This window comes from Sphingobacterium athyrii, assembly GCF_003071065.1.
In the GTDB taxonomy this organism is placed as follows: Bacteria; Bacteroidota; Bacteroidia; order Sphingobacteriales; family Sphingobacteriaceae; genus Sphingobacterium; species Sphingobacterium athyrii.
Genome location: NZ_QCXX01000003.1, coordinates 98557 through 116410, shown reverse-complemented (window position 1 = coordinate 116410; position 17854 = coordinate 98557). Strand labels below are relative to the sequence as shown.

At 39.8% G+C, this 17854-nt stretch carries 17 protein-coding genes; 7 read left to right on the top strand and 10 right to left on the bottom strand.

The window, feature by feature from the left end:
• Nucleotides 1-138 precede the first annotated feature (138 nt).
• The 3 genes from DCO56_RS11135 to DCO56_RS11125 form a co-directional block, all read right to left on the bottom strand.
• Nucleotides 139-4155 carry a hybrid sensor histidine kinase/response regulator transcription factor gene (locus tag DCO56_RS11135; protein WP_108633860.1) on the bottom strand — a complete coding sequence of 1339 codons (4017 nt, stop codon included), beginning with the start codon at nt 4153-4155 and terminating at the stop codon, nt 139-141.
• A gap of 40 nt (nt 4156-4195) precedes the next feature.
• Nucleotides 4196-6169 carry a glycoside hydrolase family 97 protein gene (locus DCO56_RS11130; RefSeq protein WP_219929370.1) on the bottom strand — a complete coding sequence of 658 codons (1974 nt, stop codon included), beginning with the start codon at nt 6167-6169 and terminating at the stop codon, nt 4196-4198.
• Between the two features lie 446 nt (nt 6170-6615).
• On the bottom strand, nt 6616-6984 hold the full coding sequence (locus DCO56_RS11125) for a MerR family DNA-binding protein (protein ID WP_108633858.1): 369 nt from the start codon (nt 6982-6984) through the stop codon (nt 6616-6618).
• Nucleotides 6985-7108: 124 nt separating this feature from the next.
• Between DCO56_RS11125 and DCO56_RS29535 the strand changes: the two genes are divergently transcribed.
• Together DCO56_RS29535 and DCO56_RS29530 are read left to right on the top strand one after the other, a co-directional pair.
• A complete protein-coding gene (locus DCO56_RS29535) occupies nt 7109-7636 on the top strand; it encodes an alpha/beta fold hydrolase (protein ID WP_219929369.1) in 528 nt (175 codons plus the stop codon).
• A gap of 7 nt (nt 7637-7643) precedes the next feature.
• Complete coding sequence (locus tag DCO56_RS29530) at nt 7644-7994, top strand: alpha/beta fold hydrolase (RefSeq protein WP_219929368.1); 351 nt, start codon at nt 7644-7646, stop codon at nt 7992-7994.
• Nucleotides 7995-8276: 282 nt separating this feature from the next.
• Here the strand turns inward: DCO56_RS29530 and DCO56_RS11115 are convergent, their stop codons facing one another.
• The gene (locus DCO56_RS11115) at nt 8277-10391 is read right to left on the bottom strand and encodes a catalase (protein WP_108633857.1); all 2115 of its coding nucleotides are present in this window, start codon (nt 10389-10391) and stop codon (nt 8277-8279) included.
• Between the two features lie 276 nt (nt 10392-10667).
• Between DCO56_RS11115 and DCO56_RS11110 the strand changes: the two genes are divergently transcribed.
• On the top strand, nt 10668-11048 hold the full coding sequence (locus tag DCO56_RS11110) for a hypothetical protein (protein ID WP_108633856.1): 381 nt from the start codon (nt 10668-10670) through the stop codon (nt 11046-11048).
• Between the two features lie 14 nt (nt 11049-11062).
• On the opposite strand, the gene DCO56_RS11105 is transcribed toward DCO56_RS11110, so the two are convergent.
• Together DCO56_RS11105 and DCO56_RS29250 are read right to left on the bottom strand one after the other, a co-directional pair.
• Nucleotides 11063-11425, bottom strand: a complete 363-nt coding sequence (locus tag DCO56_RS11105) for a hypothetical protein (protein ID WP_108633855.1) — start codon at nt 11423-11425, stop codon at nt 11063-11065.
• Nucleotides 11409-11567, bottom strand: a complete 159-nt coding sequence (locus DCO56_RS29250) for a hypothetical protein (protein ID WP_165307134.1) — start codon at nt 11565-11567, stop codon at nt 11409-11411. Before DCO56_RS29250 ends, DCO56_RS11105 begins: the two co-directional genes overlap by 17 nt.
• A 94-nt stretch (nt 11568-11661) precedes the next feature.
• Between DCO56_RS29250 and DCO56_RS11100 the strand changes: the two genes are divergently transcribed.
• Nucleotides 11662-12045, top strand: a complete 384-nt coding sequence (locus tag DCO56_RS11100; protein WP_108633854.1) for a TfoX/Sxy family protein — start codon at nt 11662-11664, stop codon at nt 12043-12045.
• A 41-nt stretch (nt 12046-12086) separates the two neighbouring features.
• Here the strand turns inward: DCO56_RS11100 and DCO56_RS11095 are convergent, their stop codons facing one another.
• The 4 genes from DCO56_RS11095 to DCO56_RS11080 form a co-directional block, all read right to left on the bottom strand.
• Nucleotides 12087-12674, bottom strand: coding sequence for a hypothetical protein (locus tag DCO56_RS11095; RefSeq protein ID WP_108633853.1), 588 nt, complete (start codon nt 12672-12674; stop codon nt 12087-12089).
• Between the two features lie 85 nt (nt 12675-12759).
• Nucleotides 12760-13323, bottom strand: a complete 564-nt coding sequence (locus DCO56_RS11090) for a hypothetical protein (RefSeq protein ID WP_146191028.1) — start codon at nt 13321-13323, stop codon at nt 12760-12762.
• A gap of 24 nt (nt 13324-13347) precedes the next feature.
• Complete coding sequence (locus DCO56_RS11085; RefSeq protein ID WP_108633851.1) at nt 13348-14565, bottom strand: enolase C-terminal domain-like protein; 1218 nt, start codon at nt 14563-14565, stop codon at nt 13348-13350.
• 439 nt (nt 14566-15004) lie between these two features.
• Nucleotides 15005-15910, bottom strand: a complete 906-nt coding sequence (locus DCO56_RS11080) for an SPFH domain-containing protein (protein WP_108633850.1) — start codon at nt 15908-15910, stop codon at nt 15005-15007.
• Nucleotides 15911-16176: 266 nt separating this feature from the next.
• Here DCO56_RS11080 and DCO56_RS11075 point away from each other — a divergent pair, with 266 nt between their 5' ends.
• The 3 genes from DCO56_RS11075 (at nt 16177) to DCO56_RS11065 (ending at nt 17833) form a co-directional block, all read left to right on the top strand.
• On the top strand, nt 16177-16911 hold the full coding sequence (locus DCO56_RS11075; protein ID WP_108633849.1) for a helix-turn-helix transcriptional regulator: 735 nt from the start codon (nt 16177-16179) through the stop codon (nt 16909-16911).
• 73 nt (nt 16912-16984) lie between these two features.
• Entirely contained in the window at nt 16985-17518 is a 534-nt protein-coding gene (locus DCO56_RS11070; RefSeq protein ID WP_108633848.1) for a dihydrofolate reductase family protein, read from the top strand.
• Nucleotides 17519-17605: 87 nt separating this feature from the next.
• Nucleotides 17606-17833, top strand: coding sequence for a hypothetical protein (locus DCO56_RS11065; protein WP_108633847.1), 228 nt, complete (start codon nt 17606-17608; stop codon nt 17831-17833).
• The last annotated feature ends 21 nt before the right edge of the window (nt 17834-17854 follow it).

Sequence of the window (17854 nt, the reverse complement as noted above, 5' to 3'; positions counted from 1 at the left end):
CTTTTCAACAAAAATAAGTATGTTTTTCGGTTCATGACCTCATCCGTTAGCCCTGGTCACGATCACTTATATCGCGAATGTCCCACAAGATATTTGTTGAGTAATTAACATCAGAAAGAAGGTCAGATGATGCGCCCCTTAGCTCTTCGCTCCCGACTTTTGATATTCAGAAGGAAGCTGTCCGAACTCTTCTTTAAAGCATTGCCGAAAGTAAATAGCGCTATTGATGCCGACCATAAAAGAAACTTCGGTCACATTGTACGCTCCCGAACGTAACAGCTCAGCAGCTTTATGTATCCGTATTTTACGCACAAGTTGATTGATATTCCTCCCCGTAATACCTTTTAGTTTGCGATATAAGGTTGATTGGCTCATATTCATTTTTTCTGCCAGGGTAGCGGCATCCAATACCTCATCTTGCATATGTTGTTCTACGATTGCCACAAAATCCTGAACAAATGCGTTTTCACGCCATAACTCATCTTTTTCGGTTTGCCGGTTTTCTACAAAATCCGTTGGCTGATCCAATTTGATTTTCTGTAAAATAGCATTGTTCATGGCCTTCTGTTTGCGCAACAGGTTATCAATACGTTTGAGCAATAAAGCTGTACCGATCGGTTTTGTGAGATACGAATCTACTCCGAGGTCATACCCCCGTTGCCTGTCCAGATCCGTATCTTTCGCCGTCAACAGGATTAATGGTATATGGCTTGTCGAACGCTCATCCTTCAATTTTTCAGCTAGCAGAAAACCATCCATATCGGGCATCATAATGTCGCTTATTAGAAGATCGGGTATCCTATTTTGTGCAATGTCCAATCCAACTGCTCCATTTTCAGCAAGCAAAACTTCGTAATTTGGGCATAAGGCATCTCCCAGATAGGCGCGTAAATCAGGATCATCTTCGACCAAAAGAATCAATGGGCGACTGAGATCCATAGCTACCTGATCAGATTCCGCGATCAATTCCACTGCTTTTGGAGTATCAACGTCGACTCTATTTGCTAAAAACCGGACTGATACCGTCGTTCCCATTCCCTCTGTGCTTTTAATCTCGATCTTACCTTGATGAATCGCCGTCAATTCTTTGACCAGGGCCAGACCTATGCCCGTTCCGTGGATTCCCCTGCCGGGAATCTGATAGAACTTATCGAAAATTCGGTCCATTTGGTCCGCCGGAATCCCACGACCCGTGTCTTCAATGGATAAAACTGCCCAATGGGTTAAATTTGATTGCTCATACTTAAGGCCCAGCCTGATATGGCCCGAATCGGTATATTTATAGGCGTTAGAAAGCAAATTATCTACGATCAACTGTATGATCTCTGCATCAAATAAAGTACGGTAATCTGTTTCGGGCAAATTTGCATATATCTCAACGTTTGGTTTGTTATTTAAGGTTCGATACTTATCCACGATATCAACAAGCATGTCACTCAAGGTCCCAGCTTCAAGTACAAGTGGTTTAAACTGCGATTCCACCTTCCTGAACTCCAAAAGCTGGCTAACCAAAGTAAAAAGCCGGTTGGCACTTTTTTGAACCGTATACACTAATCCTTTGTTTTTAGGAGATAATTGTTCATCGTGAGACAAATCGTCCAGCGGCCCCAATATGAGCGTCAATGGTGTACGGAGTTCATGCGTGATATGGGTATAGAAATTCATGCGCTCGTTATGCAAGCGTTCATCCTGAAGGTGCTGGCGTTCTTTCAGCTTCAGTTCAGACTCAGCCTTTATTCTTTTTATGTAAAAGAAAATAAGCACATAAATGACCAGCATAAAAATCAGAAAATAAGTAACTTTTGCGGGCAGACTTAGATAAAAAGGTGGTTTGATCTTAATCAGTAAACGTTGACAGGTTTGAGACCATTGCCCATTTTTCATGCGTGTGCGAATCAAAAGTTCATGATCTCCATAGGGTACATTCCGAAAATCAAGATTAGTTTCGTTGCCTAGGAAAATCCAGTCGTTATTAAGTCCCTGAAGCCGGTATCCAAACTCGACCAATCCATCCAGCGCATAGTCCATGACCGCAAGCTCGATACGAAAGCTATTCTCGTTATGATCAAGCCTGATCTCATCGGATGATGTAAGATATTTGTCTTCCTGTGCATTCGATTCGCCGGAGCGGAAAACAATAAATCGGCTCAGCCGAATCGGAGATTTTGGCAGTTTTGAGGGGATTTCATTCGGATCAAAATAACATATGCCGTCTTGCATCCCGAAATACAGGCGTCCTGCCAAATCCCGCCCCACACTTCCATTTATAAAACCTCCCAGTGGTAGGCCGAATGACTGATCGTATTGTAAAAAGCGGTTTTCTTTGGGTAAAAAGCGCAGTATACCTGACTTTGTAGAGCACCAGATATGCCCATTTTGATCTTCTGAAAGGCCATTGACAAACAGCCAGGCATCGTCACCCGGAGGCATTAAAGCTTTCAGTTCACCTATTCCGCGTTGAGCTTCCTGTAAAGCTATTCCCTGATTTGTCGCAATCCAGATATTATTATTTTTATCGCATAGCAAATGGTTGACAGTATTATTTCTCAATCCATTTCCGCTATCCATTTTCCGAATCAGCTGCCGACTATCATTATACACATACAACCCTTGTCCATACGTTCCTACCCACATATTATGCTTCCCGTCCTCGACAAGCGCTCGAGGAGCATAGTCTCCGAGCATCGGATTGTTGATCAGCAATTTTTGCACGCTATGATTGTGCGGGTCATAGATAAACAGACCCTGGTATGCAGCAATCCAGATTACACCGCTGTGATCTTCATAAATTGCGCGAACCTCCGACACTGGCTCTCCAAGATCTATCGTATGCCATGTTGTGGATCCGGCATAGCAAACTGCAACACCGCCTTTTCGTAAACCTAACCAGACATGCTGCTTATGATCCTTAAATGCAGCCAATATAAAATCATCAGGACTGCCGTTCTTTTGTGTCATCCATTTGAGTAATCTGCCATTTTTGCCCATCTCTACGATTCCGGAGCCTTCTGTCGTCAACCAGACCGCGTCTGTACCCCTGACGATAATATTACTCACTGTTGCCAGCTGATCCGGCAATAATGCGCCTGTCGGGAAAACATTAAAAAAGGGTTTGATATGGCTGATCACCCCCACACCACCGCCGTATAGCGCGAGCCAAAGATTCCCAAATTTGTCCGGTGTAATATGTTGGACCATTGAATTATTTCCCTTTCCCAGGTCAAAAAGCTGTATTTGCCGGACACCCTCGACCCTTTTGTCGTATCCATAGCCTAGTTGTATTACAAAAAGCTGAGACGATTCTGCTCCTATCCAAAGCTTACCGCCAAATTCCTTAATTGCATAAATAAAGGGCTCATTTCCATTTTTAGACGACGCAGCCAGAGATATATGCATTAGCTGACCACTCGAGGTATGATAGACGGCAAGCCCTTTCCGGGTGCCGATCCAGATATTGTCATATTGATCACAAAATAAGACTTTAACCTCGTTGTCAGGCAATTCAGCTCCGGAATTTTGGTAAGTCAAGCGTTTTAAAGATCGACGTATTGGATTCAGGATCGTGACTCCCTCTTTTACATGGCCGACATAGAGCATTCCTTTTCGGTCTTCGGCTAATGACCATATACTGTTTTCAGGGAAATCCGGTAAATTACTTTTATTGAGGTGTTGAAATTCTTTTCTGATAGGATCGAAGTGCTGAATCCCCTGGTGATAGGTCGCTAACCATAGGCCGCCATCCCTTGCACGAATCATATCTGTAATATCATTTGTAGCAATGGATTTTGGATCAGCTGGATCATGCACATAATAGCTGAATTTATTTGTCGTTAAATCAAGGACATTTAAACCATCCGCGCGCGTACCGATATACAACTTTTTATCGTCATGGAGCAGCGTATTGATCTCGTTGCTATTGACAGTGTGCCCGTCTTTCCTTTTAGAAGCATAGTAATGCTTAAATGACTTTCCTGCAAATCGGTTCAATCCAAGTTCTGTCGCAACCCACATGAAGCCTTCGTCATCATGTACAATATCAAGTACCTGCTGGTTTGTAAGGCCTTCGCGTAGCGAAAAAAAATGAGTCCGATCCGTTTGTCCAGATACTGGTAGGCATTGCCATATTAAGATGAGAACTATCAGCCATTTCTTCATAGGACAACAAAAAAAGGCAAAAAAAAGAGAAATAAAAAACCTATTTTCCAATCAATATGGCCCCACCACTCGATTGCAAGGTTAATCTGACTGTTTTCTCGCGGCTTAGGCTGATCGTTTTCTGCTCCGACCCGCGCAACTTATTGTCACTGATGCATTGCACGACGTTTTCAGAAAGCATGGGCAGGGTCACCTCAATCGTCTTTTCCTTCCCTTCGGCATTCACAGCAGCAATATACCACTGCTCTTTTTTGCGTCTCGCCAGCACCACATATTTTCCGGGATAACCATCCACAAACCGCGTCTCATCCCATACGGTGGGGACCTGTTTCATAAAGTCGATCACATGCGTGGGCATCTCAAGTAGATTGTTGGGTGTTAGTCCAAAATTCTGTACGGGAGTCTGGAATAATACCGCCGTGGCCAACTGAAATGTTTCTGTTGTCTTACGGACCGTGCCCCCATTGTTTTCACGATTATGTCGTTTGTTGAGCAGCACAGGACCGAAATCCATGGCCCCTACAGCATTACGTATAAAGGGATGCAAAGTAGCATTGAAAGCTTCGTTATCATTGGCGTCTTGTGTAAAGATGAGGTTCTCGGATGCCAATACCGCTTCACTTCCCACAAAGTTAGGATACATGCGTTCCCAACCCCGGGGCAAGGTACATCCATGAAAGATCACGGTCAGCCCATAATCATTTGCATCCGCAAGAATATCTTCATAAAGCTGCAGTGTTTCCTGTTTGTCGCCACCAAAAAAATCGACTTTGATTCCTTTGATTCCGACAGCTTGCATCCAGGCCATTTCCTTTTTTCGCGCAATACCCGTATTCATCCGATTTTTAGGTGTCTGTGGTGCGTCGTTCCAATACCCGTTTGAGTTGTACCAAAGGCAGAGTCCCACACCTTTCTCTCGTCCATAGGCCGCAAGCTCTTCGATTTTACGGTGCCCGATCTCCTTGTCCCACCAATTGTCCACCAGGACAAATTCGTAACCCAAAGCAGCAGATAGGTCAACAAATTTTTTCTGATCTTCGAAATTAATACTTCCGTCCTGCCACTCCAGCCAGCTCCAAGTGGCACGTCCAAAGGTATAAGGCTTACTTGCCCTGTACTGCGGTTCGACTACATCGAAAGGAATCGTGGTCTCCACAATAGGTTTTAACGTACTGCCCACAGTGATTGTACGCCATGGTGTAAAGCCCGGTAGCGCTAGCGTCGGGCCCCGGTCGCCAATGCCATTATTTTCACCTTTCTCGGGAAAGGCAATTTTGTAAAAACCCGATTTTGTGCCTTCGCTGAGCTTGGTGCCGCAGTAACTGCCATTCGATCCAGTTTCCGAAAGCAGTACCCAACCTCTGAACCCTACATGAAAAAGCGCCGGAAAGGTGTAACCAACGCCGTATTTCGACGGTACGCCCATCGCCTGATCCGGTACATAGGATTCTTCATAGCTCGGTTTTGTCTTCTTCCAGCCGATCATCGGTGTAGCTTGTGAGGTGAGAAAGGTGGTGGTTGAATGGGGAAATTTAAAACCGCTTATTTCTTCCTCGACCCGAAAATTTGCGGGTTCCGCCACCTGTGGGATACCATAGCGAAAAGCGATATCATTATTGCTGACCCTAAAAATCACAACAAGCTGTTGTTTTAAGTTATTCTCCAATGTACAAAGCAATTCGTTTGCCTGATAACGTACCAGTCTACGTTTGATTTTAGGTTCCTCATACTTTTGGTCGATTGTCTTTGTGTCGGAAGCAACCAACTGGAGATTACTGGCAAGATCGACCTTGTCGCCCAGCAAGCCCAAGGGCGAATTTTCTAACATCTCCTGTCCAGCTAGGTTCACGCGATAATAAAGTTTGCCCTTTTCTAACGATAAGTTTACTTCCAATTTCCCGTCTGGCCCAGTTACCCGCAGTTCCTGTGCACGCAGCCCCGAAAATAGCATTGTCAACAATGCACTAAGAGTTATTAGTTTCTTTATGGTCAATAAATTAATTTTATATTTCATACCTTTTATCAATCTATTTCATTAAAAGGACCTTCCGTGGTTGTATTAATCCATCTTATAGTACCATCTGCGCGATACTCCAGGTTGTTTATAAAGGTCGATCGGCTATAACTTTTCCCATTCGTATTGATGCCTCCATTATGGTAGACAAAATTAATTAGTGTCAAATTAACGTTTATTTTTTAAAATATAAAAGAATATTTTAATGTTTTAAAAATTGCACTGTCTTTCTCTCATCCAATCACGACAAATGCAATATGGATAGGTACGGGGTTAGTTAATAAAAGATATTCAAATCATAAGATCTTTTCCAAAAGGAAATGCAGACTTCGGAACAACTTGACATCCTGCGTGACGATCTGGCAAAAATTTTTATGGCGCAACAAGGGATAATGTGAAGTATATTTTACATAATCAGATCACGGTCTTAGACCGTTACAACCAAGTTATTGACTTAGGCCATTTTCGATATTGTATTTACATCGTGCTATTTGTTTTTTCATTGCCTTAAGTTCCCCTATCTTGGTGTCAATCTGTTCCAATTTAAGATTAAGCACTTCCATTTTACTGGCTTTAGTAAGCTCCTTTTGATACCATGCATCAATAACCTGTCTAATCTCTGCTAAGGTGAAGCCTACAGCCTTGGCCATTTTTATAAACCTAAGTTTTTCGGTTACTTCATCGTCATAATAAACGTAGTTATTGGATGTAACACCCTGCTTTGTCGTCCCCGAAATAAGGCCACTCTTTTCATAAAAGCGTATAGTTCCAATAGGTATGTTTGCTTCCCGAGACAGCTGACTAATTAATTTCATTGATAATCAATTATTTACAACAAATAACACAAGTATATAGTATACTTCATACTTGTGGGTTGTAAAAATACAGGTTAAATTTGTCAATAGAAAATCAATCGCAATCACAAGTTATCTTTTCATCATGAAAACAGCATATTCAGACAAAGAGCTTATTAAACTAGTACCCGGCTTCACAAACAATTATACGGTAATAAATGATATATCCATGCATTATGTTAGCGGAGGCAAAGGGGAACCTTTAATACTCATTCCCGGTTACCCGGAAACATGGTGGGCATATCATCATATCATGCCGATATTGGCTGAAATTTACCAGGTAATTGTCGTCGAAATCCGGGGAATGGGCAGTTCGGATAAACCGGAAAATGGTTACGAAAAAAAGAACATAGCAAAGGATATATATAGACTAATCAATTATTTGGGTTTTGACAAAGTTTCTATCGCCGGTCATGATATCGGTGCACATGTTGCATTTAGTTTTGCCTGTAATTACCCTAAAGCAACCTGCAAAATTAGTACTGCTGGATACACCACATCCAGACCCAAACATGTATCAGCTGCCCATGTTACCTGTTTTGGGGACCAGTTATCTATATCCCTGGTGGCTCGCTTTCAATCAGGTAAAAGAATTGCCCGAAAAGCTACTTGAGGGGCGCATGTCAATTGTCATTTCTTGGTTATTCGACAACCTTCTTGTCAATAAAGATAGCATAAGCCAATTTGATAAATCCGTTTATAGTGAGGCTTATGACAATAAAGATGGTATTCGTTGTTCTAATGCATGGTATCAGGCCTTTCCGCAAGATATTAAAGACTATGAGAGCTATAATAAATTGGAAATGCCGGTTCTGGCAATCGGTGCAAGTGGCTATGACTTACTTCATCATTCATTACCAGAGATCACAAGTGACTTAGTATTAAAAAAAATCGAAAACTGTGGCCATTTTATTCTTGCTGAAAAACCAATTGAAACAGCTGAATTGATCAAAGAGTTTTTAGCGAACTAAAATGATATCAACTATCAACAGACTTGTTATATCGAAGGATGCAGATTCAACAGCATTATCTTTTTAATTTTCCTTCTTTATCGTACTTTAATGGATAAGTGTTAGGAACTGGCATCATATTTATCTCCAATCCGGATTGCTTTTTTGCAAAGGTCAGATCTTTTTACTTGCTACTTTTTCCATGCTACTTCTTTTGAATAACGACAAACAATATGCGATTTCCATAATGTGTAAAAACCAAATAGCCGTCCTTTCAAACGGCTATCTGCTTTATGCTAGATGTTAGGAAGGTACCTTTCTTGATTTTTCCCTCTCCCAAACACGATGCCCTTTCATGATCGCTATAAAATCCTCGGTGAGATTATCCTTGCTTTCGAAAATAACACCTTTATCTTTTTTAATAAATGATCGTTCAGCTAACTCTTCAGCATCTTGTGCAAATGCGAGCGTTTTACAGTGTCGGTAACCTTCATTGATAAATTGGAGGTAATCGGCATTTTGCGCAAGGGCTTTTACCGATTCACCTGCTGGTGTAAAGAATGCATCGTAACAAACAGATGCTTCAGTAAGATATGAATGCTGAATATCTTCTTCTGTTCCTTCCTTGAACCGGATCTTTCCTACATGAGATGAAATCAGAACGGCTTGTGCCCCTTCCCTTTCAAGAGCAGTTTTCATTTTATCTATGGAGGATTTGCTAGCTCCATTATCAACAAGGAAAGCAACCTTTCTGGTTTTGATTGTTCCCTCGCCATCTTTTACTTTCATGCTCAAAACTGCAGACTTTTCAACTTCTGGCTCGACCGGTTTAAGAGGATATTCGGGGTGGTTCTGGCGTGCAAATTTGAGAGTTAAGGGATCAAGTTCTTTTGGTGGGATAAGTCCGAGGTTTGTACCGACATTTTTTGCTAGTTCTTCGTCGATCTGATTCAAAATTGCCAGTTCTCGCGTTCGTATATTAACATCGTTAACTTTCGAAAGCTCAAAGCTCAAGGCATTAACCATATGGTCCTGTTCTTCTGGACTCTGTGAATTAAAAAACAGTCTTGCTTGTGTAAAGTGGTCTGCGAAGGAATCTGAGCGAGCTCTAACTTTTGAACCATTGATAGGCTGCTTGTGGGATTCAAACCCTACACCATCATTAAGCATTGCATGATAAGGACAGCCCACAGCCTTACTGTTAGGAAAATAACTCACAGCACCTTTGGGGATCTCAGTCCGCGCAAAACCATCTTTTTGGTTATTATGCTTACCCGTCACTGGACGATTGATAGGAAGCTCATGGAAATTAGGACCACCTAATCGATAGTTTTGGGTATCCATATAGGAAAATATCCGTCCTTGCAATAGCGGATCATCCGAAACATCTATACCCGGTACTAGCCTTCCGGGGTCGAAAGCGGCTTGTTCGGTCTCTGCAAAAAAATTCTCCGGGTTGCGGTTCAGTGTCATCGTTCCGATAATCTGAACTGGCACCAGCTCCTCTGGAATAATCTTGGTCGCATCAAGAATATCAAACGAATATTTCAGCTCATCTGCCTCTGGAATCAATTGAACACCGAGATCCCATTGTGGAAAATTTCCGTTCTCAATAGCTTCATAAAGATCCCTTCGATGAAAATCAGCATCAAATCCTGAAATCTTTTGGGCTTCGTTCCATGCGACCGAATGTACACCTAATCTCGGCTTCCAATGAAATTTAACGAATGTACCTACTCCTTCGGCATTCACAAATTTAAATGTATGAACGCCGAAACCTTCCATCATCCTGAAACTTCGGGGTATCGCACGATCTGACATAGTCCACATGATCATGTGTGCAGACTCGGGCATCAGCGATATAAAATCCCAAAAGGTGTCATGTGCCGATGCCGCCTGCGGCATTTCATTGTTCGGCTCTGGTTTTACAGCATGGACAAGATCTGGGAAGTTCATCGCATCCTGAATAAAAAAAACTGGAATGTTATTCCCCACAAGATCGTAATTGCCTTCTTCGGTATAGAATTTAACAGCGAAACCTCTTACATCTCTGGCAAGGTCTGTAGAGCCTTTGAAACCCGCAACAGTAGAAAATCTCGTAAAAACAGGAGTTACTGTTCCTTTTTTTAAAAATGCTGCAGTTGTATATTGGGATAAGTCAGCAGTGGCTTCGAAAATACCATGGGCACCTGATCCGCGGGCATGAACGACACGTTCTGGTATACGCTCTCGGTCGAAATGCATCAACTTATCAAAATAAATATGATCCTGCTGTAATGATGGCCCCCTCTCACCTGCCTTCAATGTATTGTTGTTATCAGAAATAGGCACACCATCATTGGTGGTCATAATCTGTTCAATATTGTCTACTAAACGCTGATCAATCTCAGCAGTTTTTAAATTCTTTTCTTTTTTCATATCCGATTGTTCTCTGGTTTATACTATGTAAGGGGAAAAATATCAATTCGTACAAAAACTAAATTTGAAATAATACTTCTATATTAGTGTAAGAATGAAATCACAACAATATAACTTACGGCAAACCACCCTGTGTAAATCAAGTTTTTGATTAATTGCATGCGGTAGAAAATATTCGTTCAGTAATTTCATATTTAAAACAAATGGTATCTTAAAAGCGTTTGAATTTTGCTTAAAAAAGATCAATAAGAGCGTAATTTCTTAGTATATAAAAACATGATAAAACGTATTGGATTAACAAAAGATTCAGGCTGGCAGTTCGGAATCAGAAAAACATTCCCATCAAATTTAGAAAGTATATGGAAACTCTTCTTTTCAGAAGAGGGCTTAAAATATTGGTCCGAAGGAGTTGAACAGGATTTTTCAACTTTTAAAGAATACTCTCATATACGTACAAAATGGAAACACGTTGGGTTCAAGGAACGCGCAAACTTGCAAATCAGGTTTATTCCTTCCCAAAAGAGTGATAAAACGACAATTTCGATTCATGTTGATCAATTAGAGAATGACAATCAACGTGAGGAGGCGAAGAAATATTGGACAAAAATAATTGAAAATATTCCGCTATTGCTGGCACCAAAGGTCGTAAAAGTATAATAATTTTAAATTGATTAATATTTTACATTTGGCTCTCCGTTTTGACGATTTAAAGATATTCTAAAAACAATCATACAAAATAGTGATCCCGCAAGCAAACCTGCCAAGAGATAGAACTCTAGATGCATATCCTGAAAGCCAACACCGGGTATATCGCCATCCACAGCCAACTCGGCTCTTCTCAAGAGGTCTCTTATTTGAGCATTTTCATATTTTAGATAAATCGCTCTCATAACACAGCCTATAAGTCCACAAGCAATGATAGTTAACAATGAAAGCAGTTGCTTTTTTGCGGAAGTGATTTTACAATAATTCTTGACAAACAGGTAAAGAAAAGGAATATGCGCTAGCGTCTGAAAATCATTTATAGTATTCAATTTTGGTCAATTCTGTATTCAGAAGTTTACCATTTTTAAACTCTTTCTTTTCAAATTCATCATACACGTACTCATTGGAATATGTATTCTTATCTTCAAATAAGATGAATTCCGATAGAAATTGACGTCCTTTCCAAAACATTTTTATTGTGGCGATGTTACTCCAAGAAATACCAAGAATAATCTGGTAAAAAGGGAAATGGACTTAGATTGTAACTGATAGAAAAACCCAAGAAATGGCTTATAATAATGAACTTGTCAACCGTGTCCGTGAAAGACTTTCAATAGAAGACAATATGGAAGTTGAGGAAAAGAAAATGTTCAGTGGATTATCTTTTCTTGTTAACGGGAAAATGTGTATCAATATTAGCCACGATAATCTGATGTGCCGTTATAACGCTGAACTAGAAGATGAGGTTTCCGAAAAAAAAGGCTTCTTGCCGATGATGATGAAAGGAAAGCAGCTCAAAGGATATTGTTATGTAGAACCCAGCGGATTTCAGAAATCTGATGATTTTGAGTACTGGATCAAAATATGTCTTGATTATAATCCGTCAGCAAAAGCGTCGAAGAAAAAAAATACAGGATCTCGTTTAAAAAAAACAAAAAATAGATCATAATGTCAGTTTTTTTATTCATTGTACTTCCGTTTAGGATTTATCTAATCCGCAGATGCTTGGGGAGAATGCAACCCCGGAGAAGTACTGTAAGTCATGATTTCCGTACCATTAGACTTTTTTACAATTTCTTTTGTATTTCTAAGTATTAAAGTATGATCACCAAGTTTGCTATAGGATACAAATTCTCCATCTGGAGTCTGTTTGCAGATGACAAACATATGCCAGCCCGCGTCTGCTGGAAGTGAAATAATCACTTTTCTCCCAGACTTCAATTCATTTTCTACCGTTTGAAAAAGGCTGTCTATCGGAAAGTTTGTATCCCGAGGCAAAACAAATTTTTGGGAGAAAGTAATGCCGTATAATTTTTTATTGTCAAAGTTGCGGAAAGAACCATCAGTTTTGTTCTGCCATTCATTTTGTAAGTCATAAAAATCAAAATCTACCAGGTTATAATACTTCAGTACCATTTCGACAGCCGATGGAATACAGGACATTTGAAAGATTTGATGATGGTTGTTTACCACAGTATCAAAAAAATCGTCCTTATCATTTTCTTGTGTCTGAGCCTTCGCATGAAAAATAAGCGATGTGAATATTAATATGACTAAACTGAAGAGAATCTTTTTCATAATTTAAATTCTTTGTTTATAACCAAAGCCAACAATACAGTGTTTGACCGTCTGAACCTTGCTACAGAAAGCTGCTTGTATCCTGCTACGAACGAGAAAGAATGCTGTACGTCATGATTTCTGTACCGTTAGACTTTTTCACAATTTCTTTTGTATTTCTAAGTATCGTTGTATGGCTTCCTAGTTTACTGTAAGAAACAAACTCTCCATTCGGAGTCTGTTTATAGACGACAAAAATAGACCAGCCTGTTTCGACCTGAAGTGCGATAATTACCTTTTTACCAGATTTCAATTCATTTTCTATCGTTTGAAAAAGACTATCCATTGGAAAGCTTTCATCCCGGGGCAAATTAAATTTTTGGGAAAAAGTAATTCCGTATAATTCTTTCTTGTCAAAGTCACGGAAAGAACCATCCGTTTTATTTTGCCATTTAATTTGTAAGTTATAAAAATTAAAATCCACTGCTTTGCAATATTTCAGCACCATTTCGATAGCTGAAGGAATACCTGAAGGCGGAAAGATCTGGTTATGGTTGTTTACCACAGTGTCAAAAAAATCATAATTATTGTTTTTTTGCGCTTGAGCTTTCGCGTCAAAAATAACCGATGTGGATATGAAGATGACCAAACTATAGAGCGTCTTTTTCATAATTAACTTATTTTCGATCATTCATCATATTTTCTTTAAAAGAGGCATCCCAAAACCTGCTGCTGGCGGTGGGATCAGTTTGCCGCCCTGGATCTTATAGCCTGAAAGATCAACCTCCTCTGACGTGCTCGTTACCCCTTCTATGGTAACTGTATTGCCCAGCCCTCCTGCCAAATGCGCCGTATAGTAAGACTTAAGCAGTGAGCCCCAGGCATGTGGGGAAGCTTGGACCCCGAGTTTCTTCAACTCTGGCATCAATCTTCTCCAGTTCGTGAAACCCAGTCCTTCGATATCTGTCAGATGTACGTCCAGTAGTTTCTTTTCAAAGAGTTCCTTAAGCAGAGCTGGATCGGGATCAGCTTCACCATCTGCCAATAAAGTGCCAATACCTGCTGTTTCTATGTAATTTCTCAATTTTTCATAATCGGAAACGGTTTCATGAAAAGGTTCTTCTATCCAGAATAAGTTGACCGATGGAATACCTTTTAGATATTGAATGAATTGATCCACTGTAAAACCGTTATTCCCATCAACTAAAATGTCACAGTCAGGGAAGGCCTTGGCCACTGCATTGGTTACGTCAATATCACGCTGGAGCCCTTCCTTGAACGGCATCCATTTATGTCCCCTACCGATCTTAAGCTTAAATTGTCTATACCCCACCTCATAATCATATCGACATTCTTCCAGAATCCTGGCTATCCCCGATGGCTTTTCTGATGGCTCCAAATCGTCGAAATAGATCATACCGCTATAATAGTCAGTGACATAAGGTTTTTTACGACCAAGTAGTTCATAAACTGGCTTCTGCAAGATTATCCCTGCAAGGTCATGAAGAGCAATATCAAAAGCTATATACCTGTCATTCAAAGTACCAAAATTGGAAGCAAAAAGTTCAGATACTTTTTTACCGATGAGTTCCACTTCAATCTGCTCCGCATCTTTTCTGGACCCTCGCAACGAAGCCCAGCCCATGGCACCTTTGTCCGTTTTGATCACACAGATTTCTACATTGGGCCCATAGCCGTGCAGGTTCAGTCGGGCATTTTTCCCCACAAGGCGGGGATATTTCATCTGAACGGTTGAATATTTTATTTCCTGTATCCGGTGATACGAGAGTTCCCTATCCTGAATGTTGCCGCCCAAGATAGCTGTTAAGGACATTGCATTTCCCGCACCATGATATAATGTCGCTGATGCTATACCTAAATTTAAGGCCTGTAAAAATGTTCTTCTCTTCATTTTCGGCTTATGTTGATATTAGTTGATTATCAATGATTTTCCTTTTTTTATTGCCGGGACGAGTTCTTGCTTACCCATCAACCTTCGCAAAATAATGTGCTCAATCCATAAAGACTGAATTGCCTACTTTTAAATTTTTAGTGATTATTTAATGCTTTTCTTAAGCATTATGGAATATAATTTAAAGGTTTACACAAGTTCTCGAAAAGTACGTCAAAAACAGAAAAAACACTAGCCTTTCTGTTTCAATTTACTGTCGAATTTTATCATTATGCAAAAAAATATCGGTTGCTTCGCCTCTCCTCTTTTATAATCGTAACCAAAGGAATCCCCTCAAGCAGCAAGCCATATAACACGATGACCTAAAGGAACTGGCAAATATCATTCGGTTTCATAAAAACAATAACATGTAAAAAGAGCAAAAGAAAAACAGGCATAATCATTTTATCTGCTCCTTATCCGATCCCATTTTTTGTGCTGCCGCCATTGAAACGACCAAATCATTCAGCATGGAGCTTGCTGCTGTTGGTGAGTTGGGAAGTAAAACCAAATTGCTTCTGCTATTGGCTCCGATAGCATTCAGTGTGTCATAATGTTGGGTAACCACGATTAAGGCAGAAGCTTCCTGAGCGTTGATATTGGCAGCGTTAAGCATTTTTACAGATTCTTCCAATCCTTTTGCAATCTCTCTTCTTTGGTCCGCAATTCCCTGTCCCTGAAGCTTCTTAGATTCAGCCTCGGCTTTTGCAACAGCAACAATTCGAATTCTTTGAGCTTCAGATTCGTATTCTGCAGCGGTTTTTTCACGTTCTGCAGCGTTAATTCTGTTCATGGCGTGTTTTACTTGTTCATCAGGATCAATATCTGTCACTAAAGCTTTGATAATATCATATCCATAGCTTTGCATCGCTTCCTGCAGTTCACTTTTTACAGCAATTGCAATATCATCTTTTCTTACAAAAACATCATCTAATTTTGTTTTTGGAACTTCAGCACGTACAACATCAAAAACATAAGATGTAATCTGGTTTTCAGGATTTTCCAAACGATAGTAAGCGTCTTTTACATTTTCTCTAATGACCTGATACTGAACAGAAACTTTCATCTTTATGAAAACATTATCCAACGTTTTAGTATCTATAATGACATCCAATTGCTTTATCCTTAGATTCAGACGTTTAGAGATCTGATCCAAAAACGGAATTTTTAAATGCAGTCCGGCATGGCTTACTTTTAAAAATTTGCCTAGCCTTTCGACCACAGCTGCGGATTCTTGTTTTACGGTATAAAAAGAAGCGAATAATGTAATAAGTCCGAAGAAAATTAGAATTCCTAAATATATCATAACCTTAATTTTAGTATTGGTGAATCACAAACTTACGTCTTTACATTGTCATTCCTATAGCAATTCCTTTAATTTATCAAAGTTATTTTTTTGCCAAATTTACTCAAATTGAGGTGAGTCCGTTAATATTGTCAATTGCACCTAGAGCCTTCCGCTCAAGAGCAGCACAAAGAAATAAGAATTTGCCCTTTACAATATGCTTTAGTAATTTCACAAAGAATGATCTGCCGGATGATCATCGGCTGACGAATCAATTGTAATAATAGATGGAATACAAAAAAAGCAAACCTCACAAAGAATTAGAACCCTTCATCCATTTCTACTGGGAACTGAAAGGAAGTGAGCTGGGCAAACAATGTGAGCGGGTCTTTCCCGATGGCTGTGCGGGTATTTTCTTAAATTTGGGAGATCACTGTTTAACAGACAACGGCTCAGTTTCGATAGAATTTGGAAAAACGTATGTAGTGGGTGCGATGACTACTTTCAAAGACAGCTTCATCGAAAGCGACAGCTATTTAATCGGTGTTTGTTTTAAACCGGCCACTTTTGGCAACTTCTATAAATATGAGACACAACAGGTATTAACCAATAATACCATTGAATTTGAAAAATCCAGTTCATTTGACGTAGATAAGATCCTCCATAATCCCTTCGATTACCTTAACCGTTTTTATTTGGACAGAATAATAAATACGAATAATCAATTACAAGCCACCATCAATGATATACATGCATCAAACGGGCGAATTACCGTGCCTGACCTATCCAGACGCAATTTTACTACTGTTAGGCAACTGGAAAGAAGTTTTAAGAAGCATATTGGATTATCACCGAAAGAATATTCAAATATTATTCGTTTTCAACATGCCTTGTGCATGATCAGAAATTCAGATGAAAATCGAAGTTTATCGGATATCGCTTTTGAATGTGGTTATTATGACCATTCACATCTCAGCAATGAAATCAAGAGGAATACAGGAATTCCGCCCTCACAAATTTAATTTTGTCGCATTTTTACAAGGAACGGGTGTCTGTTTAACACTACTTTTGTAGTATCATTAAAATTTAAGATAAATGCGAAAAATATCAATTTTCATTGCAATGAGCCTGGACGGTTACATTGCAAAGCCCAATGATGACCTCAGTTTTTTAAACCTTGTGGAAAAAGAAGGTGAAGATTATGGCTATGCCGAATTTACCGATTCAATTGACACAATAATCATCGGTCGGAAAACCTATGAATATGTCCTTAAAAATATCGGCTCCTCTCACTATGACAACGGAAATCGTGACGTTTATGTCATTACAGGAACTGAAAGACCAAATGTGGGAAGAACCGTCTTTTATACGGGAGATCTGACAAAATTGATCGAAAGGCTAAAATCCGAAAATGGAAAAAATATTTATTGCGACGGCGGAGCAGAAGTAATAAATGAATTGCTAAAGCAGGATTTAATAGATGAATTTGTAATTTCTATAATACCAATCTTATTAGGTAATGGAACAAGGCTATTCAAAGACGGTAGACCTGAACAAACACTTAAGCTAATAACGGCAAAAGCTTTTGAAACAGGCCTTACACAATTACACTACAGTAAAGAAAAATAAACGATAAACAGGCCAATGGCGATCTTATTATGAAAACGGACAATTAAGCAAAACTGGAAATTCAATCAACGGCAAATCGATCGGAGGATGGAAATATTACTACGAAAATCGTCATCCGGAAGCAGCCGAAAATGGTATCACAACAATGGGCAAATAGAAATCACCGGACAATATGCCAACGGCGATAAGACCGATCAATGGAACTGGTATGGTAAAAATGGAAAGTTATTAAAAAAGGTCGGTATACTCGCGGAAAAAAACGGTAAATGGCGAGTCTACCGCATCGAAACGGAACAGTTAAAAAGCATTAGATAATTATAAAACAAATGATAGCTC

Excerpts from the sequence above, each read along its gene's own strand:
- DCO56_RS29530 (WP_219929368.1), top strand. The coding sequence starts at position 7,644 with ATGTCAATTGTCATTTCTTGGTTATTCGACAACCTTCTTGTCAATAAA.
- DCO56_RS11125 (WP_108633858.1), bottom strand. The coding sequence starts at position 6,984 with ATGAAATTAATTAGTCAGCTGTCTCGGGAAGCAAACATACCTATTGGA.
- DCO56_RS29250 (WP_165307134.1), bottom strand. The coding sequence starts at position 11,567 with ATGTTTTGGAAAGGACGTCAATTTCTATCGGAATTCATCTTATTTGAA.
- DCO56_RS11070 (WP_108633848.1), top strand. The coding sequence starts at position 16,985 with ATGCGAAAAATATCAATTTTCATTGCAATGAGCCTGGACGGTTACATT.
- DCO56_RS11090 (WP_146191028.1), bottom strand. The coding sequence starts at position 13,323 with ATGAAAAAGACGCTCTATAGTTTGGTCATCTTCATATCCACATCGGTT.
- DCO56_RS11130 (WP_219929370.1), bottom strand. The coding sequence starts at position 6,169 with ATGAAATATAAAATTAATTTATTGACCATAAAGAAACTAATAACTCTT.
- DCO56_RS11080 (WP_108633850.1), bottom strand. The coding sequence starts at position 15,910 with ATGATATATTTAGGAATTCTAATTTTCTTCGGACTTATTACATTATTC.
- DCO56_RS11085 (WP_108633851.1), bottom strand. The coding sequence starts at position 14,565 with ATGAAGAGAAGAACATTTTTACAGGCCTTAAATTTAGGTATAGCATCA.
- DCO56_RS11100 (WP_108633854.1), top strand. The coding sequence starts at position 11,662 with ATGGCTTATAATAATGAACTTGTCAACCGTGTCCGTGAAAGACTTTCA.
- DCO56_RS11075 (WP_108633849.1), top strand. The coding sequence starts at position 16,177 with ATGGAATACAAAAAAAGCAAACCTCACAAAGAATTAGAACCCTTCATC.
- DCO56_RS11065 (WP_108633847.1), top strand. The coding sequence starts at position 17,606 with ATGGAAATATTACTACGAAAATCGTCATCCGGAAGCAGCCGAAAATGG.
- DCO56_RS29535 (WP_219929369.1), top strand. The coding sequence starts at position 7,109 with ATGAAAACAGCATATTCAGACAAAGAGCTTATTAAACTAGTACCCGGC.
- DCO56_RS11115 (WP_108633857.1), bottom strand. The coding sequence starts at position 10,391 with ATGAAAAAAGAAAAGAATTTAAAAACTGCTGAGATTGATCAGCGTTTA.
- DCO56_RS11135 (WP_108633860.1), bottom strand. The coding sequence starts at position 4,155 with ATGAAGAAATGGCTGATAGTTCTCATCTTAATATGGCAATGCCTACCA.
- DCO56_RS11110 (WP_108633856.1), top strand. The coding sequence starts at position 10,668 with ATGATAAAACGTATTGGATTAACAAAAGATTCAGGCTGGCAGTTCGGA.
- DCO56_RS11095 (WP_108633853.1), bottom strand. The coding sequence starts at position 12,674 with ATGAAAAAGATTCTCTTCAGTTTAGTCATATTAATATTCACATCGCTT.